This is a genomic window from Rhodococcus sp. ARC_M6 (assembly GCF_022810305.1).
Taxonomy (GTDB): domain Bacteria; phylum Actinomycetota; class Actinomycetes; order Mycobacteriales; family Mycobacteriaceae; genus Rhodococcus_F.
The window spans coordinates 1-24,853 of the sequence record NZ_JALGQH010000032.1 but is presented as its reverse complement, the minus strand read 5'-3'; the positions used below and the strand labels follow the sequence as shown (position 1 = coordinate 24,853).

Here is a 24,853-nt window from a genome sequence, read left to right as displayed (position 1 = left end):
TCAGTTACCGGCGGTTTCGATGCCGGCCTTGGTGTCCGCCAAAGCCTGCTCGACGGTCTTCTCGCCGCGGATAGCAGCGTAGGTGTTGTCGGAAATCGACTTGGACACCTGCGTGTAGTACGGCGTGACGGGACGCGGCTGAGCCGTGGCCAGTGCTTCCTTCAGCGTCGCGAAGTACGGGAACTGTGCGAGCACTGCCGGGTCGTCGTAAACAGCCGCGAGGACGGGCGCGCCGCCGACCGCGGTGAAGTACGTCTGCGACTTCTTGGTCTGCATGAACTCCAGGAAGTCACGAGCAGTCAGTGGTGCATCCGAGAACGCGCTGATGCCGACGTTGTAACCGCCGACGGTCGAAGCACCCGGTCCGTCGACACCCGGCAGAACTGCGTAGCCGTACTTGCCGGCGACGGAGGTCTTTTCACCGTCTACCGAGAAGCCTGACCAGCTGCGCATGAAGAGTGCCTTGCCGTCGCCGAAGGAGCTCTGCGACTCGCCCTCCGAGTAGGTCAGGGCCGACTGCGGAATGGTCTTGTCGGCAAACGAATCGACGATGAACTGCACGCCGGCCTGCGTCTTGTCGTCAATGGCCGGGGTGATTCCGTCCGGGCCGACCCACGGTCCACCGTATGCGTTGGTGATCTCGGTGGTGTTGACCGTCAGGCCTTCGTAGTTCTTGAACTGGCCGATGTAGCAGTCGATACCAGCTTCGACGGCCTTCGGGCAGTTTTCCTTGAGCTCGGCCAGTGTGGTCGGAGCCTTCTCGACGAGGTCCTTGCGGTAGTACAGGAACGCGGCGTTGGTGTTCTTGGGCGCGGCGTAGAGCTTGCCGTTGTAGGTACCCGAGGCGACGGTCGACGGCAGGAGGCCGGACTCGTCGATCTTCAGGTCACCTTCGAGTGGCTTCAGCCAACCGTTTGCAGCGAACTGTGCGGTGTTGACGACGTCGACGCCGATGAGGTCGTACTCGTCGCTCTTGGCCTGCATACGCTGCGTGATGTCGTCGACCTGCGCGTTGGCTTCCTTTGCCAGCGGCTTCAGGGTGACCTTCTCGTCCGGATGCGCAGCATTCCAGTCGGTGATGATGTTTTCGAGCGCCTCGTTCAGGGCATCCTGACCTTCGACGATCGTGATCGGGCCGCGGCCTTCGCTCGAGGTCGACCCTCCTGCGGCAGCTGTGGTGGTGCTGGTGTCACTGCTTCCGTTGTCGGACGAGCAGCCTGCCAGTACCAGCATCGACACTGCCGATGCTGCAATTGCAGCTCGGCGTATCGCCTTCGAGTTCAGAACCATGGATTCGCTCCCCGTTGTATACGACAAATAGACGGTCACCGAGAGTCGGCTCACGGCATGCGCCATGAGTACCGGCTCCCGGCGTCGGCCCTTACTGTGGCACGAGACACCCCTACTTGTGGGTATTACGACGAAGCTGAATCGTTCATGTGTCGTATGCGAGGTTCCTCGACCCGGGTTGTCCGGATTGTCTAGCCCAAGCGCCGACCGTCGCTGGCTGCGAAAATATGCACCTTTTCGGGATCAACACGCAGATTTACTCGATCACCCTTCTCGGGCGGATTTCGCCAGTCGCCACGCGAAACGATCTGCTGCGACACGCCCCCGATGGTGGTGCGGCCGTAGACGTAGGCGTCGGAACCAAGCTCTTCGACGACGTCGACCTCCATCGGCAGGCCGTCGGGCGCGACGTCGAGGTGTTCGGGGCGAATTCCGAGCACTACCTCGGTCTCGGGTGTCCCGTTCAATGTTTCACGGGAAACCGGCACAATCACGTCACCGAACGCCACACCACCGTCGACAAGCGGGAGGGTGAACAGGTTCATTGCGGGCGAACCCATAAAGCCGGCTACGAACACATTCTTCGGCCTGTTGTACAGCTCACGCGGCGACGCACACTGCTGCAGGATTCCCTTTTCGAGGACGGCGACGCGGTCACCCATGGTCATGGCCTCAACCTGGTCGTGAGTGACGTAGACCATCGTGGTCTCGAGGCGTCGCTGCAGCTGAGCGATCTGCGTACGCGTCTGGACGCGCAGTTTTGCGTCGAGGTTGGAAAGCGGCTCATCCATCAGGAAGACCTGCGGCTGACGAACAATCGCGCGGCCCATGGCAACTCGCTGACGCTGACCACCGGAAAGTGCCTTCGGCTTGCGATCCAAGTACGGCTCGAGATCGAGCATCTTGGCAACTTCTTCGACGCGAGCGCGGATTTCTGTCTTGTTCGTGCCCGCCAACTTGAGCGCAAATCCCATGTTCTCGGCCACCGACATGTGTGGGTAGAGCGCGTAGTTCTGGAATACCATCGCGATGTCGCGTTCTTTGGGTTCCTGGCCCGTCACGTCGCGGTCACCAATGAGGATGCGCCCGCTGTGGACATCCTCGAGGCCGGCGAGCATGCGCAAGGTTGTCGACTTTCCGCAGCCCGACGGGCCGACGAGAACAAGGAATTCGCCGTTCTCGATTTCGAGGTCCAAGTTGTCCACCGCGGGGGTGTTCGAGCCGGGGAACAGGCAGGTTGTGCCCTCGAATGTCACTGAAGCCATGACTGATAAATCCCTTCTACCGGCAGGAACGTGCCGGACGATCCGAGTTGAGGGTGAGCGTGTGCCCCAGCAGCATAAGCTGCCGTGTCGGTCTGCGGGCGTACTCTGCGGCGGTGAGTTCGGAGAAGATGTTGACCCGCGTCGGTGCGCTGCTTCGCCAAGCAGAATCCACCGACAATCCACATGAGGGCGAAGCCTTCATGGCAGCCGCGCAGCGGTTGGCCACCAGTTCCGCCATCGACTTAGCGGTTGCTCGGGCACACACCGCGTCGTCGGAAAAACGTGCGACGCCCACTCAACGGCTCATCACCATCGGCGAACCCGGCAAGCGCGGACTGCGTACCTACGCGCAGTTGTTCATCTCCATCGCCGCCGCCAACGACGTGCAGTGCGATATCGCGCAGACCGGCGCGGTGATCTTCGCGTACGGATTTGCCGGCGACATCGACGTGTGTGAGGCCCTGTACTCGAGCCTGCTGTTCCAAATGGTGCGTGATTCCGACGCCTACATTCGCTCGGGCGCATATCGAGGCGAGACGACGATCCGGACTGTCGTCGAAACTCGCGGGCGTCGTCGCGTCAGCTCGCAAGTTCGTAAACCGGTAGCAGGAGTGACGGCTCGCCTCAACTTTCAGATGGCGTATGCGTCGCGAATCGGTGCACGGTTGACGGAAACCAAACAGGAAACGGAGACAAAAGTAGTCGCCGAGTCGTCTTCGGAAACTGCTTTAGTGTTACGTAACAAGGAAATTGAACTCAAGAACTACTACTCCTCCAACTCCAAAGCTCGCGGAACCTGGAAAGGCGGTGGACGCGCCGACGCCGGGCATTCGTCGCATGCGCGTAAGGCCGGAGATCGCGCCGCCCAGTCCGCTCGACTGGGAAATCTGCCGGAAATCGGCGGAGCGCGAGGACAATTGAGCTCGTGAGAGATTCTCAGCGCAGCGCGGTCTACGACGCAGAAACTTTGGTGCGCGGTATGTTCGATCGTGCCGATGAACGCAACCTCCGGACCGTCGAGGTAATGGGCTCCGCCATCACCCTGCCGGTGGAGCGCAAATTCGGATCCGTGGAATCGGTTCAGGCATATTGCGATCAGGTTCTCAGAATGAATTGGGTAGCTGAAACCTGGCCCCGTGCATGCGTTTCGGTTTCCGTGCGCCCCCGCGCCGGCAACACTGCTGCCCACTACTCGAATGAGGTTATCGCCGTTCCGATTGATCGTGGCGGCCGGTGGGCGATGCGGGAACTTGTTGTCCTGCACGAACTTGCGCATCATCTCGGCAAGGATGACGAGCCTGGCCATGGAGCAGCTTTCGTCGACCGTTATCTGACTTTGGTCGGGGAAATCATCGGCCCCGAGGCGGCATTCGTGCTGCGGGCCATGTACCTGGCCGGCGGCGTCAAGACCGGCTGACCATGTCAGCCCTCGGCGAATCTCCTGGCAACCTGGCCGGACGCCTGGAATACTCAGCACATGGACACGCCGCACAAGTTTACCCTGGTCAGGAATGCTTCTGAGCATTCCGGAACTGCGGTGCCCGCACAGAAGGCCCCGCTGATTCGAGAAGCTTACGGACGCGTACTGCGTGAGGTCAGGCGCGATCAGGATCGAACCTTAGGCGATGTTGCTGCCGAAGTCGGAATGTCGAAGCAATACTTGTCCGAGGTCGAACGAGGCAAGAAGGAACCGTCCTCGGAGATCTTGCGCTCTATCTGTGATGCACTCGGAATGCCGTTGGAACACTTACTCTTCCGCTCGGGAAACAAAATCGTGGCACTCAATTCAATCTCCTTCGGACACACGCCGCGGCCGATATCCGGGCCCGTCCTGATGGCGGCCTGAGTCAATTCCCTTCAATAAGCACGTCGGCCAAGCCGTAAGCGATCGCGTCACGTGCCGTGAAGATCCGGTCTCGGTCAGTATCCTTCCGGAGTCGCTCGACGCTCTGACCGGTGTGCTTGCTCAAGATCGTCTCGGTTTGCTCGCGGATTCTCATAATCTCAGCTGCCTGAAGCGCCAGATCCGAGATGGTTCCACTGCCTTGCGTCGACGGTTGATGCAGCAGCACCCGCGAATGGGCGAGAACATGCCGGTGCCCCGGCGTGCCGGCAGCGAGCAGCACCGCAGCAGCCGACGACGCCTGCCCCATGCAGTAGCTGGCGATCGTGGGTTTCAAGAACTGCATAGTGTCGTAAATTGCCAGCATCGCAGTGGTAGAACCACCGGGAGAGTTTATGTACAAACCGATTTCGCGGTCCGGGTTGTCTGCCTGCAGATGCAGCAGCTGAGCCATCACAACGTTCGCGACTCCGTCGTCGATCTCCGTGCCGAGAAAGACGATACGTTCGTTGAGCAACCGGCTGAAGATGTCGAAAGACCGCTCGCCCGTGGGTGTTCGTTCGATAACGCTGGGAATCGTGTACTGGGACATGATATTCACAGTCCGATCTTGGGGAACATTGCCTGCGGCGCGATTTCGGCGAACGCCGTCACGACGCGATCGACAATTCCGTACTCACGTGCTTGATCGGCGGTGAACCACCGATCACGATCACTGTCGGTCTCGATCTCTTCTACGGTCCGCCCGGTTTCAGCGGCAAGAATTTCCTGGGATTGACGCTTCATCATCTCGAGACTCTCGGCCTGAATCGCGATGTCTACCGCCGTACCGCCGATCCCCGCGGAGGGCTGGTGCATCATGATTCGGCTGTGCGCCAAGCTTATTCGTTTGCCTTTTGTACCCGAGCAGAGCAGTACCTGACCCATACTGGCGGCGAATCCCATTGCGACCGTCACCACGTCGTTGGGAACGAGCTTCATGGTGTCGTAGATGGCAAGGCCCGCGAATACCGAACCTCCGGGCGAATTGATGTAGAGGACGATGTCACGCTTGGGGTCGGTGGTCGCAAGAAGCACCAGTTCGGAACACACGCGTTCGGCCATGGCGTCGTTGACTTCGCCGGTAAGTAAGATGGTGCGTTGGCGGAAGAGCCTATCTGTCAACAGGTCACGGTAGCCGGTATCGGTGGGTGCTGAAGTAGTCATGCGGTCATTCCTACCGGCGGTGTGCGGCTCGGCTCCTGATTGTCTGCTGTGGGCAGATCCCCTTTCTGAGCGAACGTACCTTTCGGTCGATCTAAGGCGATCGACGTACCGTTCGCTCGGAATGGGGCCTCTAGACAAGATGCAACACAAATGGCCAAAACCGGCAGGAACGTAGCGGCCAACACGTATCTCCGGTCATGATGAGTAAAGACAACCATTTCCTCTCGGCAGGAGCGTGGCATGACTCGTCCGGTACGCATCGGTATTCAACTCCAACCTCAGCACGCGCCCAATTACGGGCTGATCCGCGATGCAGTCCTGCGATCGGAGGATGCGGGCGTCGATATCGTCTTCAACTGGGACCATTTCTACCCGCTGACGGGAGATCCGGACGGCGCGCATTTCGAGTGCTGGACCATGCTCGGGGCCTGGGCGGAGCAGACATCGAACGTGGAGATCGGTGCCTTGGTGACCGGCGGCGGCTACCGCAATCCCGATCTGCTGGCCGATATGGCACGCACCGTCGACCACCTGAGCGGCGGGCGCTTGATCCTCGGTATCGGAGCCGGATGGTTCGAGAAGGACTACGACCAATTCGGTTACGACTTCGGCACTCCCGGCTCGCGCCTGAAACTGCTCGGAGAATATCTACCGCGGATCACAAAGCGCCTGGCCAGGGGCAATCCGTCGCCGACGCGCGATATTCCGGTTCTGATCGGTGGTGGCGGAGAGAAGAAGACACTGCGCCTGGTAGCCGAGTACGCCGACGTCTGGCACAGCTTCGGGGACCGTGAGACGCACTTGCGCAAGTCCGGAATCCTGACCGACCATTGCGCTGCGGTCGGACGCAATCCCCTGGAAGTGGAGCATTCTGCGCCGTGGCCCGGGTTGGAGAACGCGTCGGACCTGGTTTCCGACGGCGTTACGTTGTTCACCGTCAGCGCGAGCGGACCCGATTATGACCTCACGACGCTCATCGAGGCCATCGGGTGGCGAGATGACAACACGGCCCCCTCGCTGAGTGGGCTGGCCTGACTGCATTTCGCGAAAACCGGAATTCCCCACCGGCCAACTCCGTAGTGTCCTGATTGCGAAGCGCGGTTCACTTGGTCGCCTCGCCAGGACATCTATTGGAGGCACCAATTGACGCGCTCGAAGTTGGTCCGGAACTACCGAATCTCGATTCTCGGGATCTGCGTCGCCCTACCGCTCTCACTATCCGTTATGCCGGCGGCAGCAGAAGTTCCCGGCCCTTCGGTAACGATTCGAGTCGACGCCACGAAGCCGGGTCGCGTCATTCCGCAAGACTTCATCGGCCTGTCCTTCGAAGCCAACCTCATGCATCAGGCGTGGATCGATCCAGCGGCCGGGAACGTCGATACTCTGCTCGAGAACCTCGGCACCGGCAATCTGCGCTTCAGCGCCAATCAGGTGGACAACACCGCGTGGATGCCGGATCCCGATGCTCCGGTCCCGGCTTGGGCCAAAGAGGGCCAGCACATCACTCCCGACGACCTGTCACGAGTCGGAAAGCTCGCTGAGGCAACAGGATGGAGCGTCGACCTCGGCGTGAATTTTGCACACTTCGATCCCGCTGCGGCCGGGAATCAGGCGCGCGAGGCTCAGGAGCGAATCGGTAACTCTCTCCGGTCAATTCAGATCGGAAACGAGCCCAACTTCTATCTCATCGCGCCCATCAGCAAAGCTGGAGATCGCCGTCCCCTACTTCCGGCGACCTACGTACCGGATGCCCGGGCCTACCGCGACGCGATCCGCGCCGCCGCTCCGGGAGTACCGATCGAAGGGCCGAACACTGCCGGTGCCGGAATCGGCAACCAACTCATTGATCCGGCGATCGCCTCAGCCGTGGTGAATCCGTGGCTTGATACCTACATTTCCGCATTCGGTTCGGAGAGCAAGTACCTCAATCAGCACTACTACCCGTACGTGAACACTGCGAGGGTCGGATTCACTTCCGCCAGTTCCGATCTCATCGGCGGACTCCCCAGCGTCGACAAACTGATGTCGCGCGAAAACTCCATGAAACAAACAACGTTCATTCGAGACTTCGTCGCCAAGGCCGAACATGCCGGACTCGAACCGAAACTGGCCGAAACAAACTCGGTAGCAAAAGAAGGAAAGGAAGGCGTCACCAACTCCTTCGGCGCGGCATTGTGGACAGTCGATTATCTGATGACCGCAGCGCGTGAGGGTGTCACCGGTGTCAACCTGCACAATCAGCCCGACGATTGTGAAAGCTACTCACTCATCTGCTTTGCCGACGACACCGCTCGCCAGGCCGGTCAGGCTCAGGCCAACCCGAACTACTACGGCCTGCTCATGCTCAGCCAGCTTGTCGGTGGCCAGATCTTGCCCACCACAGTCGAATCCGGCACAGCCAATGTTTCGGCGTATGCGGTCCGCCTGTCCGACGGCACCGTCAAGGTGATCGTCAACAGTATGGATCGGGCATTCAACGGTGATGTCAACGTCGAAATCGTTGGAGACGACGGCGCTTCCGCCTCTGTCGAACGATTGACCGCAGCTTCGCCCGACGCCGTCGACGGTGTTATGGTCGCCAATTCCACGGTCGCGAAAAACGGCACCTTCACACCGAGTTCGAACGAAAACGTACTCGGTACCGACGGACGGTACCGAGTACGAATTGACGCACCGAGCGCAGTACTACTGACAGTCGATTAAGCGCGAGCAAGGATCCCGGCGAAATCTGTTCCCACCGGAAGGGTTCCGTACTCGTGGCCACGATCGGCTCCCAAGCGTCCAGCGATGAACGCATCGGACGACGCGGCCGGTGAGTAGCGCACCATCAGCGAAGCCTGCAGCGCCAAGGCCATGGCTTCGACGACGGTACGAGCGCGGAACTGCGCGTCGGCGGGTGCCATCGTGGCAAGTTCGCCGAGTTGACGACGCACCCGGTCGAGGTGCTGATCGAGAACGGGGTTGTTGCCGCGAGCCAGATTCACTTCGTGGTCGAAGGCTGCGACGGAATCGGATTCACGGGTCATGGCGCGCAAGACGTCGAGCGCGATGACGTTGCCGGAACCCTCCCAGACCGCCATGACGGGCTGTTCGCGGTAGCGGCGAGCCAGCGGGAAGTCTTCGGTGTATCCGTTGCCACCGAGGCATTCGAGGGCCTCGTAGGAGTGGTGCGGTCCGCGCTTGCAGACCCAGTACTTCGCGACAGCGGTCGCGAGACGACGGAACGCCTTTTCCTGGTCGTCGGCGTCGTTGTCCTGAGCGCGCGCCAACCGAAGACCGGTGATGGTGGCGGCTTCGGACTCGAGTGACAGGTCTGCCAGGACGGACGTCATGGCCGGCTGATCGGCCAGGACTGCACCGAATGCGCTGCGGTGGCGGGCATGCCACACGGCCTCGGCGACGGACTGGCGCATACCGGCGGCGCTGCCGAGGATGCAGTCGAGGCGTGTCTGCGACACCATCTCGATGATGGTTCGCACTCCGCGGCCGGGTTCACCGATCATGATGCCGACGGTACCGTCGAGCTCGATCTCGGAGGATGCGTTGGACTTGTTGCCGAGCTTGTTCTTCAGCCGCTGGATACGGAAGACGTTGCGAGTTCCGTCGGCCAGGATGCGGGGGAGAAGGAAGCAGGAAAGTCCTTCGCCGGCAGCACCTTCGGCCTGGGCCAGAACGAGAAACGCGTCGGACATCGGTGCCGAGCAGAACCATTTGTGGCCGGTGAGCAGGTAATCGGCGCCCGGGCCACCGCGGCCGGCAGGCTTGGCGACGGTGGTGTTGGCCCGCACGTCGGAGCCGCCCTGCTTCTCCGTCATGGACATACCGAAGATCGCGGATGCCTTTCCGGGAGCATCCAACTCGGGGGTGTAGCTACGAGAGAGTGCGCGGGGCTTCCAGATAGCAGCGACGTCGGGTTGCAGCTCCAGCGAAGGAATGACGGCATGCGTCATGGAGATGGGGCACGCATGGCCTGGTTCGACCTGAGAGAACAACATAAATGCTGCTGCGCGCGCAACATTGGCGCCCGGCTTCGGGTTTTCCCAGGCCGAGGTGTGCGCGCCGTGCGCTACGGCCGCCGAGATGATGCGGTGGTACGACGGGTGGTATTCCACCTCGTCGATGCGGTTGCCCCAGCGGTCGAACGTGTGAAGCTCGGGGATGACGGTGTTGGCGAGCTCGGCGTCGTGTTGGAATCCTGCACTGCCGACCAGTTCGCCGATATCGGTGAGTTCGTCTGCAGCCCAGCCGGCATCGTGGCGGACTACGCCTTCGGCGAGCACCGGATCGAGGAGGTACTCGTTGACGTCGGTCCGGGGTACGGACTGATTGAGCACAGCATGCGTGCGATGCGGAGCCGGGTGCGTGACGGTCTTCTCGGAAATTTCAGTCATGATTGGCCTTTCAGCTCGCACTGCGGATGAGGTGCTTCTGGATCTTGCCGGTGGGTGTACGCGGGAGAACCGACGTGAAGACAACTTCACGCGGAATCTTGTAGCGCGCCAGCTTGTCCGAGAGGTAGGTCTTGATGTCGTCGGCATCGATGACGCCGGGTTCACGCCACACGACGTGCGCGACAACGGTTTCGCCCCATTCCACGTTGGGCTTTCCGACTACCGCCACATCGATCACGTCGGGGTGGCCCGAGATCACGTCCTCCACTTCCTTGGAGTAGACGTTCTCGCCGCCCGTGATGATCATGTCCTTGGCACGGTCCACGATGAAGAGGTAGCCGTCGGCGTCGGCACGAGCGAGATCACCGGTGCGGTACCAACCGCCGTCCGCGAAGGCCGCTGCAGTGGCTTCGGGATCGTCGAGGTAGCCCTGCATGACAGTGTCGGCGCGCAGCCAGATCTCGCCGATCTGCTCGGGGGCAACGTCTTCGCCGTCTTCGCCGACCAAGCGCAGATCCACAGCGGCGAGGGCAAACTTTCCGATGGAGCCGGCCTTGGTCAACTGCTCTTCGGGGTACAGCACAGTTCCGACGGGGCCGGTTTCGGTCATGCCGTACACCTGACGGAACTCGGTGGTGCCGTAGGACTCCACCAGTCGCCGTGCAACATCGGCGCCGATGGGACCGCCTCCGTACAGCCAGGCGCGGACGCTTCCGAGGTTGTAGTCGGCAAAATTGGGCACCATGTTCAGTGCGGTGGTGTAGATGACGGGCGGACCGAAGCACAGCGTAATCCGCTGTTCCTGAACCGTTTCCAGAAACTTGACCGGATGGTATTCGCGCAGCAGAACAACGGTTCCACCCATGTACAGCGTCGACATGAACCAGTTGTTCAGTGGTGAGGCGTGCCAGATCGGCACGGCCATCAGCAGCCGCTCGTCGCGAGTGGTCGAGACTGCCAAACCGGCAGTGATGGCTACTCCCACTACATTTCGGTGACTGTGCACGCAACCCTTGGGTGCGCCGGTAGTCCCCGAGGTGTAGAGGATTTCAGCGGGATCATTTTCGTCGATCTCGACACCGTCCACTGCGTCGGCAACAACAATGGCGTCGTCGAAGAATTCGAAGCCCTTGGCTGCGGAGTCAGTACTGACCAGCTTGGCCGTCGTTTCGAGGCGGCTGACAATCGGCGCCAGTTCACCGTCGAAAACACACACCGACACCTTCGCGTGTTCGAGAACGTACGCAACTTCAGGTGTCTGCATCTTGTGGTTGATCGGAACCACTACAGCGCCCAGACGCCAGGCGCCGAGCATCGCGTACACAAAACCCGGAGTGTTGAAGCACATCAACGCAACTCGGTCGCCACGCTTGACACCCAGAGTTGCCAGATACCCGGCAGCACGACGACTTCCGTCGTGAACCTGCTGATACGTGTGCCCCCGGCCGCCCGAGATCAAGAACGGTTTGTCCGGCGACTTGGTGACATTACTGTCGAATACACGAACGATGTTCATCTGAAGATCCTTAGAAGTTCTTGTCGGGAAAGGAGATTCAACCCATTGAGCTGTTGAGTACGGCATCAGGGATCTGAAGGGTGGCAAAAATAACGGCAACCGCTTCCTCGAGCGAGTAGCCGAAACTCTCGCCGGTGGCCGTCTTCTGGATGACGAGGCCGAAGATCGCAGACCAGAAGGCCTTCGATTCGACGTCGATGCCCGCACGCAGTTGCCAACCGGTGCGGACCAAAGTGCGGAGCAGGGCGGTTTCGCCCGAGGCGTGCAGCGTCCGCAAAGTATCGGAGATGAGGGTGCGCAGTTCGCCGCGGCGGCCCGTCATGATCATGGCTTCGACAAAAATTTCGACGCTCGGAGCGCCCGGACCGAGTAGGGAACCAACCAGCTTTTCGGTGTAGTCCCCAACTGTATGGGCGTCGGCGGCATCGATCTCTGCTCGCTTGCCAACGCGCAGGACGGCGGAGCAGGCAACCTCGACGAAGAGCTTTTCTTTGGAGCCGTAGTAGTAGGTCACCTGGTTGGGGTGGGCACCGGCGGACGCGCAGATCTGGGCGATGGACACGCACTCGCCATGCTCGAGAAACAGTGCGGTGGCAGCGTCGAACAGTGCCTGACGGGTCTGCTTGCCGGATTCACGCGTCGCACGCGCTGCCGGTACTGGCTCGGTAACCATCAACGCACTCCTACTTGTTTGTATGACAAACAATAACTTGGCATTTGTTGGATGGCAAGCAATTCCTTTACCCAGCGACATTTTCGATCAGGCGGATTCGAATGCGTGACCGCAGCGCAATCACACCAAGTCCGAATCGTGGCATCGGCTTCACCCCCAGGTGCAGCTACCTTTTGGACTACGCTTTTTGCATGCTTTCCTCCGTCTCAGCGAAGATCCGCTCAGTGGCGGCACTGCTTCTCATCGTTTTGCTGGCACTGACCGTGTCTGCATGCTCGAGTAGCTCCGATTCGCCCACAGCTTCGACCGATCACTGCTCACCACCCGGGGTGGGCGCGGCTACAGCGGCGCCCACCAACCTCGATGCGGCCTCCGGAGCCGGTGCCGAAGACCGGTACACCACGGCCACAGTTACCCCGATCGATCAAATCGACACCGCGAAACTGAACCTGATCAAACCGGGAGTCATCACCGTCGGCACTCTCGGCGACGCACCGCCGAGCATCTGCGTCAACTCCGAGAATCAGTACACCGGATACGACAACGAACTGCTCAAAGCCGTCGCCGACAAACTGGGATTGAAGGTCGAGTTCGTCGGCACCGAATTTGCCGGTCTGCTCTCCCAGGTGGCGGGCCGGCGCTTCGACGTCGGATCCTCCTCCATCACGACGACCGACGAGCGTCGCAACACCGTCGGCTTCACCAACGGCTACGACTTCGGCTACTTCTCCCTGGTTGTTCCCAACGGGAGTCCTATCACCGGCTTCGGCGATCTGAATGCGTCGACGCGCATCGGGGTTGTGCAGGGCACGGTTCAGGACGACTACGTCGTCAATACCTTGAAGCTCGATCCTGTGAAGTTCCCCGACTACGCGACCGCCTACGCGAACCTCAAAACCGGCCAGATCGACGCCTGGATCGCGCCGTCGCAGCAGGCCGAAGGCACTATCGCACCCGGTGATCCCGCCTCGATCGTCGAGAACACATTTTCCGTCAACAACTTTGTCGGCTGGGCTGTGAACAAGGAAAATCAGCCACTTATCGACGCTCTCAACTCTGGCCTGGACGCCGTCATCGACGACGGGACCTGGGCTCAGCTGTACGCCGAGTGGGTGCCGCGTGAGCTCCCCGAAGGTTGGAAGCCAGGATCCAAAGCGGCAGTTGCACCGGAGCTGCCTGACTTCGCTGCGATCGCTGCGGCAAATCCGGCCGATGGGACCGAGACTGCGACCTACCAGCCCAAATCGACACTCGAGCAGCTCAAAGACACGTTCTTCAACTGGGAGCTGTACAAGAAAGCCTTCCCTGATCTACTCAAAACAGGCCTTCCCAACACCCTCATCCTGGCCCTCGCGTCGGGTGTCATCGGCACTGCATTGGGCATGCTCCTGGCCGTCGCCGGACTCTCGCGAACTCGTTGGCTGCGTTGGCCGGCCCGCATCTACACCGACATTTTCCGCGGACTGCCTGCCGTCGTCATCATCTTGATCATCGGTTTGGGGGTAGGCCCCATCGTCAAGGGCATCACCGGCAGCAATCCGTACTGGCTGGGCGTCGCGGCGCTGTCGCTACTCGCATCGGCATATATCGGTGAAATCTTCCGATCAGGCATCCAGAGCGTCGAGCCGGGTCAGCTCGAGGCCTCTCGCGCGTTGGGCTTCAGCTACCGCAAATCCATGTCGCTGGTGGTCATTCCGCAGGGCGTACGACGCGTTCTGCCCGCGCTGATGAATCAGTTCATCGCACTGATCAAAGACTCGTCGCTGATCTACTTCCTCGGTTTGCTCGTCACTCAGCGTGAACTCTTTGCCGTGGGACGCGATCTCAATGCCCAAACCGGCAGCTTGTCCCCGCTGGTCGCGGCCGGGCTCTTCTACCTCGCACTGACGATCCCGCTGACACACCTCGTCAACTACATCGACCATCGACTCCGAACGGGGCGCGCCGATACTTCCGGCACGTTGGATCCGCTCGAGCAGTCCATCGTCGTGGAAAGGGGCTGAGGACATGACCAGCTCAGAACTGAAATCCGTATCCCTCACCGGCCAGAATCTGCACCTGTCCTTCGGCGCCAACAAGGTGCTTCGCGGCGTCAACCTGCACGTCGACGCCGGCAATACCGTCACTGTCATCGGCCCGTCGGGTTCGGGCAAATCGACCCTCCTACGCGTGCTGAACCGTCTGCACGAGCCTGAGAAGGGCGACGTGCTGCTCGGCGGAAAGTCTGTGCTGCAAGATAATCCGGATCACCTGCGCCAACGGATCGGCATGGTGTTTCAACACTTCAATCTGTTTCCACACAAGACCGTGGCCGAGAACATCGCTTTGGGACCCCGCAAACTCAAGGGACTGTCCAAGGAGGCCGCTCGCTCCCTGGCTCTCGAACAACTCGAGTTGGTGGGCCTGCGAGAGAAGGCCGATTCGCGTCCGGGCAATCTGTCCGGCGGCCAGCAGCAGAGGGTGGCAATCGCCCGGGCATTGGCCATGAAGCCCGAGGTCATGTTCTTCGACGAGGCCACCTCGGCCCTGGATCCCGAACTGGTCAAGGGAGTCCTGGCACTGATGGCGGACCTTGCAAAATCTGGCATGACGATGGTGGTCGTAACCCACGAAATGGGCTTCGCGCGTTCGGTTTCCGACAAGGTGTTGTTCATGGACCGTGGCGCCGTTGTCGAAACAGGCACGCCGGAGCAGCTTTTCGATGATCCGGCCACGGATCGTTTGCAGGCGTTCTTGTCACAGGTGCTCTAAATCCAACCCTGCCGGCGGGCGACCACCGCAGCTTCATGTCGATTTGCCGCACCGAGTTTGGTGACGGCCGAGGACAAGTAGTTGCGCGTGGTCCCGGCCGACAGGTGCGCGCGGGAAGCTATCTGCTCGATTGAGGCCCCATCGGCCGCATACTCGAGCACATCTGCTTCGCGCGGCGTGAGCGGTGAGTCACCCGCACCGATGGCCTCCGCGGCCAGGGACGGGTCGACGTACCGTCCCCCGGAATGAACGCTACGAACAACCTCGGCGAGAGTGGTTGCGGACGTTGTCTTGGGAAGAAATCCTCGAACCCCCGCTGCAAGCGCCTTTTTCAGATAACCCGGACGGCCGTGACTGGTCACGATGATCGACCTACATCCCGGCACGGATTTTGCAATCTCCTGCGCTGTTTCGATGCCGTCGATACCGGCCATCTGCAGGTCCAGAACAGCCACGTCAGGCCGAAATTTTGTCGCGGCAACTACAGCCGCTTCACCCGATTCCGCTTCCGCCACAACAACGATGTCGTCCTCGAGGGACAACATCATCGCGAGGGCAGAGCGGATGAGATTTTCGTCGTCGGCCAGCAGTACCTTGATCGGCTCGGTCACCGAGACTCCTTCATCGGGTGTGAAAAGTATGCGGTGAGCGTGAAATCTTCGCCGCCACGCGTCACTTCAAGCGTGCCACCTACCGCTTCGACGCGCTCACGCAGGCCGTTCACACCTGTACCGTCGCTGTCCCGTTGTCGTCCGGCGCCGTCGTTGGTGATCGAGACCGATCCACCGGTCACTTCGATCACGGCGTGCTGAGCGGACGAATGTCGCAGAATGTTGGTCACGCCTTCACGAACGACCCAGGCTGCGGATTCGGCCAATTCGATCGGCAATGCATCTGCGGATCCACGAATATCTGTCGCGATTCCCGCCGCCTCGAGCAATGACCGGGCTCCCGCCAATTCAGACGCCAACGCAATGGATCGGTAGCCACGCACCAATTCCCGCGCCTCGACGAGGGATTCCTGTGCCAGATCACGAACTTCGTCCATCTGCTGAGCTGCACGATCGTCGCCGCGGCGCGACAATGTAGCTGCCAGATCACTTTTCACCGCGATTGCCGACAATGCGCGACCCACTACATCGTGGAGATCGCGCGAAAAGCGTAGACGCTCTTCGGCTACCGACAACGCCGCTGCCGCGCCTCGTGCCTCGTCGAGTTCGGTGACCATGCGCAGAAGCCACACGGACATCTGCACCGTCACGGTCATGAATGCGACGGCACTGCCCACGAAGACACCGATGTCTGCCCGCCCCGCAATCACGAATCCGACGGTAATCGCCGCTGCTGCCAGGATCAGCCATCGCAGTTCGACTAACGCCGCGAATGGTACGGCGACAACGGCAGCGAGCCAGAAATAGGGGCCGGAATCGTCGCCGCGAACCAACGCAATTCCTGTCGCGGCGAGCGTGGCCACAGTCATCACCGCCAATGGAACCCGAACCGGTTCCGCTACAACGCCGCCCAGGTCTGGAATCCGAGCAATCGCAACGATGGCAGCCACCGCGCTGATTCCGAGGAAGATCGCCACCAGGTACTGATCCGCCATCACTTCGGTGAAAACCCCGAAACCACCGAAGAACAGACCGATGGCAAAAAATGACTGGCGCGTGTAGAGACGAACCTTGTCGACATTCGACGCAGTTCGCCATGCCCGGGTCGGATTCCAGCGTCCGAAGTTTTCCGCAATCATGGCTACTACCTTCTCAGAGTTTCTACGAGCGCGGTTCCCAGCGGAAATGCACGTTGGCGATCAACACGGACCCGACGATCCACACAACCATGACGAGCAGCGGTTGACCCGCTGCACCGAAGGTGTCCGCAAAACTTGCCGCAGCACCGGTTTCGGTCAGCTCGGATGACGTGCGTCCCACCCATCCCAAATTTACGAGGTCCAGTATTGCTGCCATCGGTGTGAAATCGAGAATACGAGCGATGTTGTCCGGCACCATGTTTCTGATACTCGACATCCCGGCCGAAGCCAGGATCAGGATCGGCATGCACGTGATCTGTGCAGCTTCGGCATTGCGGGTCACTGCCGATGTGATGAGCGCTAATGCGGTGAACACTGCCGCACCGCCGATGAATGCCACAAACACCAGGATGGGATTGACCGGGGTACGGCCACCCAGAACGACGACTGCGACGCCGACGAGCACCGTCAGCAGCCCTGTCAATACCCACGACGGGACAGCGGGGCCGGCCAGAATCTCGGCGTCGCTGCACTCGCCGGTGCGCAAACGCTTGAACACCAATTCATCCCGCCGCGTCGAGTACACGGAAAGCAGGTTGTAGAAGACGACGAACACGAGTAGGAAGAGCGCAAAGATTTCCAGGCCCGACGCCACCGCCGCATCGGAGAGTCCGTCGTCACGCGAGAGGATCAGCATTCCGATGGGGAAGATGAGCGGCAAGACGATTGCATTGAAGAGCAGCAGTCGATTTCGGCCGAGAAGAGTGAACTCTGCGCGGGAAAGTGTTGCTATGCGGTTCATACCGACGCCCCTTCAAACTTCACCTGCTGATCGAATTGATCTGCAATGGAGAGAAATACGGTTTCCAGCGATGCTGCCCGAGCGTCCAACCCAGACAGCGTCACGTTGTTTCGCTGGGCCCAGACCAGGAGTTCGGTGAGTGTTTCCTGCACAGTGGCCGTCGTGATCACAACGCTGTCGCCTTCAGTATGTATATCGGCTCCCGGCAGTGTGGGAAGCGCAAGAGAAGGTCGGTTCACTTTGATCTGAGCCGGATGATCCGCGACCACTTCCGCAACCGTCCCACGCCGCACCACCGATCCCCGGTGCATGATCGCCAACTGATCACACAGAGACTCAGCCTCGTCGAGATAGTGCGTCGTCAACATGATCGTGACACCGGACGCCTTCAGATCAGCAATCAATTGCCAGGTGTTACGGCGGCTTTCGGGGTCCAGTCCCGTCGTCGGCTCGTCCAGGAACAGCACCAGTGGTTGACCGATGATCGCGCAAGCCAAGTCGAGACGACGCGCTTCGCCGCCGGAGAGGAACTTCACGCGGATGTCGCCGCGATCACGCATGCCCACTCGCTCGAGCACTTCGTCGACGGGTAGTGAATTCGAGCAAGTTCCCGCCCACATAGACAGACTCTCCCGTGCGGTGAGATCCTGTGGTAGACCGCCTTTTTGAAGCATGATGCCCAGACTCGGCCGAAGATCCCTACGCTCGCGCACCGGATCCATGCCCAGAACGCGTACAGTTCCCTCGGTTGCCCGCGAGAGCCCCTGAATCACTTCGAGGCTGGAAGTCTTTCCGGCACCGTTTGTTCCGAGGAGTCCGAACAGTTGACCTTCATTCACACTCAGATTCAGATCACGGACTGCGTAAAACGCATCCTTCCCTGAACTGTAGCGCCGGGACATACCGTCCACTGTGATTGCCGGATCACCCTTCATCGCTGTGCCGCCGCTCGGTTCCATCCTCGCAGCCCGATCAGGAATCGAACCCCCATGGCAACGCCGATCACGGCTATCGCGATCCAGACCACCGTGGTCGGCCCGACAATCGCGAACAACACCGCCACGACCGCAACGTTGAGCACGATCACCACGAGTTCGCGGCCCATAGTCGGTGCGGGGCCGAACTCCATCAGGTCGGTCAGGAAGGTTCCTTCGTGTGGTTCTCTCATGCTTCCAAGTTTTGTCGGAACAGTCGATCGAAAACAGTGCGTGGTGTCATCGGTTGAGGTGACACCCTCACGAGTCGGCGATGACAAATGTCATGGGCGATTTGCACGGTTAGGGTCACCTCGTTGTTCTCATGTTCATATTCACGTTCCTTTACCCTCGCTTAAGGCTTCTACGGTTCCCGAGTCTGTACATCGAAACTCGGGAGTTCACGTGGCTATCAAGCCTTTGGCTTTGTTCGTCAAACATGACGGCATGTCTTCACGCGCGTCGATCACGTGCCAGTACAAGTGTGGGAATGCCTGCTCGCACGAGGTACCCAACAACTCGCAGGGCGAGTACTTCCGCGATATCGCCCGCACGGCTCTGAGCCGACGCGGCATGCTGCGCGGAAGTGGCATGGCAGTTCTGGCAGTGGGTGCCGGTAGCGCACTCGTCGCCTGTTCCGACAGTGCAGAAGCAGCGCCGGGAACCGGCTCTGCGGGCAGTAGTGATGGCAGCACCGGCAGTACGCCTGCCGGCACCAACTTCTCCGCCGTCGCCCCCAACAAAGCGGACGCAGTCACTGTCCCCACCGGCTACGAAGAGAGCGTCGTCATCCGCTGGGGCGATGCAGTACTCGCGGGAGCTCCCGCTTTCGACTTCGAAAACCAAACTGCCGCAGCGCAGGAACTGCAGTTCGGTTTCAACAACGACTTCGCTGGGCTGCTTCCCGTCGACGGAGCACCCAACGCCTACTTGCTGGTGGTCAATCACGAGTACTCCACCGAGCCGGCAATGTTCCGTGGATACGACGCCCAGAATCCCACCGAAGAGCAGGTCAAGATCGGTTGGGCCAGCCACGGACTTTCCGTCGTCCAGGTCAAGGGCGAATCCGGCAGCGGCAAGCTGGTTCCCGAGATCGGATCCAACAACCGACGCATCACCGCGACCACCGAATTTGTCGTCACCGGACCCGCCGCCGGGAGCAACTTCCTCAAGACCAGCGCAGATCCCACCGGTACCAAAGTCCTGGGTACCCTCAACAACTGTGCCGGTGGCGTAACCCCTTGGGGCACCGTCCTTTCCGGTGAAGAAAACTTCAACCAGTATTTCGCGAACGCCGAAGCCGTCACCGATCCTGTTGTCGCGGCCCGCTTGAAGCGCTACGGCCTCGCCGGCGGCGCTTCCGAACGCAAGTGGGAACGGTTCGACAAGCGCTTCGATCTGGTGGCAGAGCCCAACGAAGTGAATCGCTTCGGCTACGTCGTCGAGGTTGACCCGTGGGATCCGACGTCTACCCCGATCAAGCACACCGCGCTCGGCCGCTTCAAGCACGAAGCCGCCACCATCTACATCACTTCCGATGGAACAGTTGTCGCCTACAGCGGCGACGACGAGCGCTTCGACTACATGTACAAGTTCGTCTCCAGCCGAAAGATGCAGGCCGGCAAGAGCCAGGCGGCCATGCGGCACAACATGACTCTGCTCGACGCCGGCACACTGTACGTCGCCAAACTCAGCGGAAATTCGGCCGCCGAGATCGACGGAACCGGCAAGCTCCCCGCCGACGGTAAGTTCGACGGCAGCGGCGAATGGGTTGCCATCCTGCGTACCGACGAAGACGGCAAGGGCGAATCGCTGGTCGACGGCATGAGCCCCGAAGAGGTCGCCGTCTTCACCCGTCAGGCCGGCGACAAAGTCGGGGCCACCAAGATGGACCGTCCCGAGGACTTCGAAGCAAACCCGAAGAGCGGCAAAGTGTATGTCGCACTGACCAACAACACCAAGCGTGGAGTCGACAGTGGCGCTGCCGCCGACGAGCCGAACCCCCGCAACAACAACAAGAACGGTCAAGTTCTCGAGATCACGGACAACCACGCCGGAACCACCTTCAACTGGAATCTACTTCTTGTGTGCGGAGATCCGGCTACAGCCGACACCTACTTCGGCGGATTCGACAAGACCAAGGTCAGCCCCATCTCCTGCCCCGATAATCTTGCCTTCGATTCCCACGGCAACCTGTGGATCTCCACCGACGGCAATGCCCTGAAATCCAACGACGGACTGTTCAGTGTTGTTCTCGAAGGCGAAAACCGCGGTGAGACAAAGCAGTTCCTCACCGTCCCCATCGGAGCCGAGACCTGCGGCCCCATCGTCGACGAGAAGCGCGTCATCGTGTGCGTCCAGCATCCCGGTGAGACCGATGGTGCGAGCATCGAGAGCCCGGCATCGCATTGGCCCGACGGTGGGTCGTCGCAGCCTCGCCCGTCGGTAATTGCGGCCTGGAAGAAGGACGGCTCGCGGATCGGCTCCTAGCGCTGTCGCGAAAACGACTGTGGGGCAGATCGCCGGCGAACTGCGATCTGCCCCACGTCATTTACCTCAAATCCTCACAGCACTAACTGCTGCCGAACCCGACGCTGTTGGAATATCGACCGAAATCACCCTGAGCTCCGCTGTAGACATTGATGTCCGTGTTCCCCTCGATCCCCGGGATGCGTCCAGTGCTCGTGTACTGCCAAAAAGTCCAGTTCGACCAACCGCCCGGCAACGGACCCGGAGCATTCTGCCCGTTGTAATCGGCAATCCACAGCGGGTAGTTGTTGAACTCCGTGGTGTTGGCCATCTGCGTACGCCAAAAATTCGGATACGTGTAGATGATCGGCTGACGCCCGGTTAATGCCTGAACCGTATTCAGGTACCGGTGTGTCCAGTCAATCACCTGGGAAGCCGGCAGACCTTTTCCGTCCTCGAGATCCAGGACCGGAGGCAGATCACCGGGGCCGTTGATACCCAGGACCATCGCTGAATAGAACGCCGCCTGGGCCTCAGGAGACTGAGTTACATCGGCGTAGTGGTACGCCCCGCGTGCAACGCCGGCCGTCCTCATACGCAGGCAATCCTGAATAAAATACGGATTCACGTAGTTCAACGACTCTGTTGCCTTGACCATCGCGAACTCATGCCCCGATGCTCGGACCTGGAACCAGTCGATCCCCACGCCATTCACGTGCTGCCAGGACGACACATCGGGCCCGCGAGGCGCATCCGCTGCAGCGAGCCCCGGGGCAGTCAATGCGATGGCCGCAGCCATCACGATCGGTGTGAACTTACTCAGTTTCCTGACGATCCGTCGCTTGGCCATTCATCGAGAGTAAGAGCATTGAGTCTGTTTTGTCGGCTATTCGCTGAAGGTTGATACGCGAGTAACGGAATAGCTGCTTCGGAAATGACTGTGGGGCAGATCGCCTACGAACTGCGACCTGCCCCACATCGTTTACATCAGACCCTCACGAGGATCAGCCTTCGCCCTCCTCGCGACGCTTGCGCATCAGGAGAACAATTCCGGTACCCAGTCCCAACATCAGAACCAGTCCACCAGCGACCAGCAAGGTGGTGTCTACGCCACTCTCACCAGCGCCTCCACCGGAGTTGATCGTTCCACCCTTAGGCGGCGCGGTCGTCGGCTTCGGCTGACCTGCGCCACCCGGCTGACCGGGGTTCACCGTCGTCGGCTTCGGCTGACCCGGAACAGTCGTCGGAACAATGACAACCGGAGGAACAACAACCGGCGGAACAATGACGATCGGCGGAACAATGATCGTCGGAGTAACCGGAACAGTCGTCGTAACCGGCGGAACCGTTGTGGTCGGATCCGTCGTGGTCGGATCTGTTGTAACCGGCGGCGTGGTTGTCGTCGGGATACACCGATCCACAGTTACCTCGGGGGTAGTTGTTTCCTCCGTGGTGGTCTCCTCCGTGGTGCTGGTGGATTCCGTTGTCTCCGTGGATGTTGCATCCGTGGAGGTTTCCGTCGTAGTGGACGTGGTGGTCGTCGGCGGCACCGTAGTGGTGGTCGTCGTCGGCACACACGGATCCGTCGTAACCGGCGGAGTCGTGGTGGTCGTCGGCGGCACCGTAGTGGTGGTCGTCGTCGGCGGATCCACCGGATGCTCGGTGCAGAGAGCGTTACCCGGAACACACTCGGTCGGCGGGTTCTCGCCACCAACCACCAGGTAGTTGATCAGAACGCCGGGGTTGAATCCGGGGCCTGTCTCCGTACCGATCTCGGGATTGACCTTAACGGTGTACGTCACCGTCGCAGTTGCACCCGCTGCAAGCTCACCTGTGACAGTGAACTTCTTTTCCACGATCGGGGAAACCACCAGAGTGGAATCCTCGGTCTTCGGAGCATCCTTGATCTCAGCATCATCGAGAACGTCAGTCAGATCGTCGAAGAAATCGATCTGGCCGGCTGCCGTGCCCACATTCTTGAAGGTGAGCGTGTACTTGATCTCGTCGCCGGCCTCGACATGCGTCGTGGTGGCCGGGTCAGAGGACTTCAGTACCTCGATAGCGGGTGTTCCGACAACCGGGTGTTCGGTGCACAGAGCATCGCCGGCGACACACGGAGTCGTGGTCGGAGGCTCGGTCGGCGGCACCTCGGGTGTGGTCGGATCCTGCTTGACCACGAAGTTGGCGAGCAGATTGTCACCAGCGGGAACGAAGTCCGCGGCATTGACCTTCACCGAATAGGTGACGGTCACCGTTGCGCCCGCAGCGAGATCGCCGTGGACACGGAACTTCTTGTCGACGATCTGATCAGCGGTCAACGCAGCATCCGAAGACACCGGCTGATCCGAGACCAGAGTTGCATCATCGAGAACACGGCTCAGGAAGTCGGTGTAATCGACTACCGCAGAAGCGGTTCCGGTGTTGCGGAAGGTGAGCGTGTAGTCGATGTTCTGACCCGCGGTCACTGTCGTTCCGGTTGCCGGGTTCGCGGTCTTGACGACCTCGAGGTTCGGCGAGACAACCGGGTGTTCGGTGCACAGAGCATCGCCGGCGACACACGGAGTCGTGGTCGGAGGCTCGGTCGGCGGCACCTCGGGTGTGGTCGGATCCTGCTTGACCACGAAGTTGGCGAGCAGATTGTCACCAGCGGGAACGAAGTCCGCGGCATTGACCTTCACCGAATAGGTGACGGTCACCGTTGCGCCCGCAGCGAGATCGCCGTGGACACGGAACTTCTTGTCGACGATCTGATCAGCGGTCAACGCAGCATCCGAAGACACCGGCTGATCCGAGACCAGAGTTGCATCATCGAGAACACGGCTCAGGAAGTCGGTGTAATCGACTACCGCAGAAGCGGTTCCGGTGTTGCGGAAGGTGAGCGTGTAGTCGATGTTCTGACCCGCGGTCACTGTCGTTCCGGTTGCCGGGTTCGCGGTCTTGACGACCTCGAGGTTCGGCGAGACAACCGGGTGTTCGGTGCAGACCTGAGTCAACGGATCACAAGTGACCGGAGGATCAACCGGAGGAGTGGTCCCCGGAATCACCACGTTGAGCACCTTGCTGTCGCCACGTGCGCCGTCAGCCTTGACCGTCGCCGTGTACGTGACCGTGCGGCTGTCGCCGGCCTTGATCGGACCCGCAACCGTGAAGCCGTCCGACGCTGCATTCGCAGTCGCCGTCAGGTCAGGCTGAGCCACCAGATCGTTGTTGAACGTCGCATCGTCGACCAGACCACGCAGATCATCGAAGTACGAGACGACACCGTCACCGGTTCCGTTGTTCGTGAACTTCAACGTGTACGTAATCGTGTTGCCGGTAACGACACTGGTACCGGAAGCCGGATTCGAGATCTTCTCGACCTCGATGTCCGGTGCCACCGCCGGATGCTCGGTCTCCACCGGAGGCGTCGTGATCGGAGTCTCGGTGCCCGGAGGCGTCGCCGAACCCGTCACCGAGTTGTTCAGGACGGTGCCACCGGCAACATCCGCATTGACCTTCACCGCGTAGGTGAGAACAACACTCTTACCTGCCGGCACCGCACCGGACCACGTCAACGTGGTACCCGTCAGCGTCGGAACAGCCTGCGCCGCACCGTCGATCGTCGCCGACAAAGCACCGTCGATGACAGCGTTGTTGAGGACCTTCGAGAGATCATCGGTCAGAACCATCGGATCGAGCACGGTATTACCGGTGTTGGAACCGGTGACCGTGTAGGTGATGGTGTCGCCGCCCTTGACCGTCGAACCCGAAACGGGTGCAGCGGTCTTGGTGACTGCGAAACCGGGGGCAGCCGTCACCGGATGCTCGGTCTCCACCGGAGGCGTCGTGATCGGAGTCTCGGTGCCCGGAGGCGTCGCCGAACCCGTCACCGAGTTGTTCAGGACGGTGCCACCGGCAACATCCGCATTGACCTTCACCGCGTA

Annotated in this window: 22 protein-coding genes; 8 read left to right on the top strand and 14 right to left on the bottom strand. The window is 60.6% G+C overall.

Annotation, left to right across the window (positions count from 1 at the left end):
- Both MTX36_RS24610 and MTX36_RS24605 read right to left on the bottom strand, forming a co-directional pair.
- Nucleotides 1-1,290 (bottom strand): ABC transporter substrate-binding protein, encoded by a 1,290-nt coding sequence (locus MTX36_RS24610; RefSeq protein WP_243622259.1) that lies wholly within the window; start codon nucleotides 1,288-1,290, stop codon nucleotides 1-3.
- 191 nt (nucleotides 1,291-1,481) lie between these two features.
- Nucleotides 1,482-2,555: an ABC transporter ATP-binding protein gene (locus MTX36_RS24605; protein WP_243622258.1), complete on the bottom strand. Its 1,074-nt coding sequence runs from the start codon at nucleotides 2,553-2,555 to the stop codon at nucleotides 1,482-1,484.
- A gap of 113 nt (nucleotides 2,556-2,668) precedes the next feature.
- Here MTX36_RS24605 and MTX36_RS24600 point away from each other — a divergent pair, with 113 nt between their 5' ends.
- From MTX36_RS24600 to MTX36_RS24590, 3 genes are read left to right on the top strand one after another with little or no spacing between them, the layout of a single operon-like run.
- Nucleotides 2,669-3,484: a DUF2786 domain-containing protein gene (locus MTX36_RS24600; protein ID WP_243622257.1), complete on the top strand. Its 816-nt coding sequence runs from the start codon at nucleotides 2,669-2,671 to the stop codon at nucleotides 3,482-3,484.
- On the top strand, nucleotides 3,472-3,972 hold the full coding sequence (locus tag MTX36_RS24595) for a TIGR04338 family metallohydrolase (RefSeq protein WP_243622292.1): 501 nt from the start codon (nucleotides 3,472-3,474) through the stop codon (nucleotides 3,970-3,972). The genes MTX36_RS24600 and MTX36_RS24595 overlap by 13 nt, the downstream gene beginning before the upstream one ends.
- A 60-nt stretch (nucleotides 3,973-4,032) precedes the next feature.
- The gene (locus MTX36_RS24590; protein ID WP_243622256.1) at nucleotides 4,033-4,401 is read left to right on the top strand and encodes a helix-turn-helix domain-containing protein; all 369 of its coding nucleotides are present in this window, start codon (nucleotides 4,033-4,035) and stop codon (nucleotides 4,399-4,401) included.
- A gap of 1 nt (nucleotide 4,402) precedes the next feature.
- On the opposite strand, the gene MTX36_RS24585 is transcribed toward MTX36_RS24590, so the two are convergent.
- Entirely contained in the window at nucleotides 4,403-4,990 is a 588-nt protein-coding gene (locus MTX36_RS24585) for an ATP-dependent Clp protease proteolytic subunit (protein WP_243622255.1), read from the bottom strand.
- Nucleotides 4,991-4,995: 5 nt separating this feature from the next.
- The gene (locus tag MTX36_RS24580; protein ID WP_243622254.1) at nucleotides 4,996-5,604 is read right to left on the bottom strand and encodes a ClpP family protease; all 609 of its coding nucleotides are present in this window, start codon (nucleotides 5,602-5,604) and stop codon (nucleotides 4,996-4,998) included.
- A 240-nt stretch (nucleotides 5,605-5,844) separates the two neighbouring features.
- Here MTX36_RS24580 and MTX36_RS24575 point away from each other — a divergent pair, with 240 nt between their 5' ends.
- Both MTX36_RS24575 and MTX36_RS24570 read left to right on the top strand, forming a co-directional pair.
- Nucleotides 5,845-6,639, top strand: a complete 795-nt coding sequence (locus MTX36_RS24575; RefSeq protein ID WP_243622253.1) for an LLM class F420-dependent oxidoreductase — start codon at nucleotides 5,845-5,847, stop codon at nucleotides 6,637-6,639.
- Between the two features lie 108 nt (nucleotides 6,640-6,747).
- Entirely contained in the window at nucleotides 6,748-8,307 is a 1,560-nt protein-coding gene (locus MTX36_RS24570) for a hypothetical protein (protein WP_243622252.1), read from the top strand.
- On the opposite strand, the gene MTX36_RS24565 is transcribed toward MTX36_RS24570, so the two are convergent.
- The 3 genes from MTX36_RS24565 to MTX36_RS24555 are packed head-to-tail and all read right to left on the bottom strand — an operon-like array spanning nucleotide 8,304 to nucleotide 12,184.
- Entirely contained in the window at nucleotides 8,304-9,995 is a 1,692-nt protein-coding gene (locus MTX36_RS24565) for an acyl-CoA dehydrogenase family protein (protein WP_243622251.1), read from the bottom strand. The genes MTX36_RS24570 and MTX36_RS24565 overlap by 4 nt on opposite strands.
- A 10-nt stretch (nucleotides 9,996-10,005) precedes the next feature.
- A complete protein-coding gene (locus MTX36_RS24560; RefSeq protein WP_279394978.1) occupies nucleotides 10,006-11,577 on the bottom strand; it encodes a long-chain-fatty-acid--CoA ligase in 1,572 nt (523 codons plus the stop codon).
- A complete protein-coding gene (locus MTX36_RS24555) occupies nucleotides 11,549-12,184 on the bottom strand; it encodes a TetR/AcrR family transcriptional regulator C-terminal domain-containing protein (RefSeq protein ID WP_243622249.1) in 636 nt (211 codons plus the stop codon). The genes MTX36_RS24560 and MTX36_RS24555 overlap by 29 nt, the downstream gene beginning before the upstream one ends.
- A gap of 191 nt (nucleotides 12,185-12,375) precedes the next feature.
- Here MTX36_RS24555 and MTX36_RS24550 point away from each other — a divergent pair, with 191 nt between their 5' ends.
- Nucleotides 12,376-14,187, top strand: a complete 1,812-nt coding sequence (locus MTX36_RS24550) for an ABC transporter substrate-binding protein/permease (RefSeq protein ID WP_243622248.1) — start codon at nucleotides 12,376-12,378, stop codon at nucleotides 14,185-14,187.
- Nucleotides 14,188-14,191: 4 nt separating this feature from the next.
- Complete coding sequence (locus MTX36_RS24545; protein ID WP_243622247.1) at nucleotides 14,192-14,935, top strand: amino acid ABC transporter ATP-binding protein; 744 nt, start codon at nucleotides 14,192-14,194, stop codon at nucleotides 14,933-14,935.
- Here MTX36_RS24545 and MTX36_RS24540 read toward each other — a convergent pair.
- The 5 genes from MTX36_RS24540 to MTX36_RS24520 are packed head-to-tail and all read right to left on the bottom strand — an operon-like array spanning nucleotide 14,932 to nucleotide 18,655.
- A complete protein-coding gene (locus MTX36_RS24540; protein WP_243622246.1) occupies nucleotides 14,932-15,546 on the bottom strand; it encodes a response regulator transcription factor in 615 nt (204 codons plus the stop codon). The two genes, MTX36_RS24545 and MTX36_RS24540, sit on opposite strands and share 4 nt — an antisense overlap.
- On the bottom strand, nucleotides 15,543-16,685 hold the full coding sequence (locus MTX36_RS24535) for a sensor histidine kinase (RefSeq protein ID WP_243622245.1): 1,143 nt from the start codon (nucleotides 16,683-16,685) through the stop codon (nucleotides 15,543-15,545). The genes MTX36_RS24540 and MTX36_RS24535 overlap by 4 nt, the downstream gene beginning before the upstream one ends.
- Before the next feature lie 22 nt (nucleotides 16,686-16,707).
- A complete protein-coding gene (locus MTX36_RS24530; protein WP_243622244.1) occupies nucleotides 16,708-17,487 on the bottom strand; it encodes an ABC transporter permease in 780 nt (259 codons plus the stop codon).
- Nucleotides 17,484-18,422 carry an ABC transporter ATP-binding protein gene (locus tag MTX36_RS24525; RefSeq protein WP_243622243.1) on the bottom strand — a complete coding sequence of 313 codons (939 nt, stop codon included), beginning with the start codon at nucleotides 18,420-18,422 and terminating at the stop codon, nucleotides 17,484-17,486. The genes MTX36_RS24530 and MTX36_RS24525 overlap by 4 nt, the downstream gene beginning before the upstream one ends.
- Nucleotides 18,419-18,655 carry a hypothetical protein gene (locus MTX36_RS24520; protein WP_243622242.1) on the bottom strand — a complete coding sequence of 79 codons (237 nt, stop codon included), beginning with the start codon at nucleotides 18,653-18,655 and terminating at the stop codon, nucleotides 18,419-18,421. The genes MTX36_RS24525 and MTX36_RS24520 overlap by 4 nt, the downstream gene beginning before the upstream one ends.
- 211 nt (nucleotides 18,656-18,866) lie before the next feature.
- On the opposite strand from MTX36_RS24520, the gene MTX36_RS24515 reads away from it, so the two are divergent.
- Nucleotides 18,867-20,951, top strand: coding sequence for a PhoX family phosphatase (locus tag MTX36_RS24515; RefSeq protein WP_243622241.1), 2,085 nt, complete (start codon nucleotides 18,867-18,869; stop codon nucleotides 20,949-20,951).
- An 82-nt stretch (nucleotides 20,952-21,033) separates the two neighbouring features.
- Here MTX36_RS24515 and MTX36_RS24510 read toward each other — a convergent pair whose 3' ends face one another.
- Together MTX36_RS24510 and MTX36_RS24505 are read right to left on the bottom strand one after the other, a co-directional pair.
- Nucleotides 21,034-21,780 carry a glycoside hydrolase family 25 protein gene (locus tag MTX36_RS24510; RefSeq protein WP_243622240.1) on the bottom strand — a complete coding sequence of 249 codons (747 nt, stop codon included), beginning with the start codon at nucleotides 21,778-21,780 and terminating at the stop codon, nucleotides 21,034-21,036.
- A gap of 154 nt (nucleotides 21,781-21,934) precedes the next feature.
- On the bottom strand, nucleotides 21,935-24,853 hold a 2,919-nt coding region (locus MTX36_RS24505), incomplete at its 5' end, for an isopeptide-forming domain-containing fimbrial protein (protein WP_243622239.1).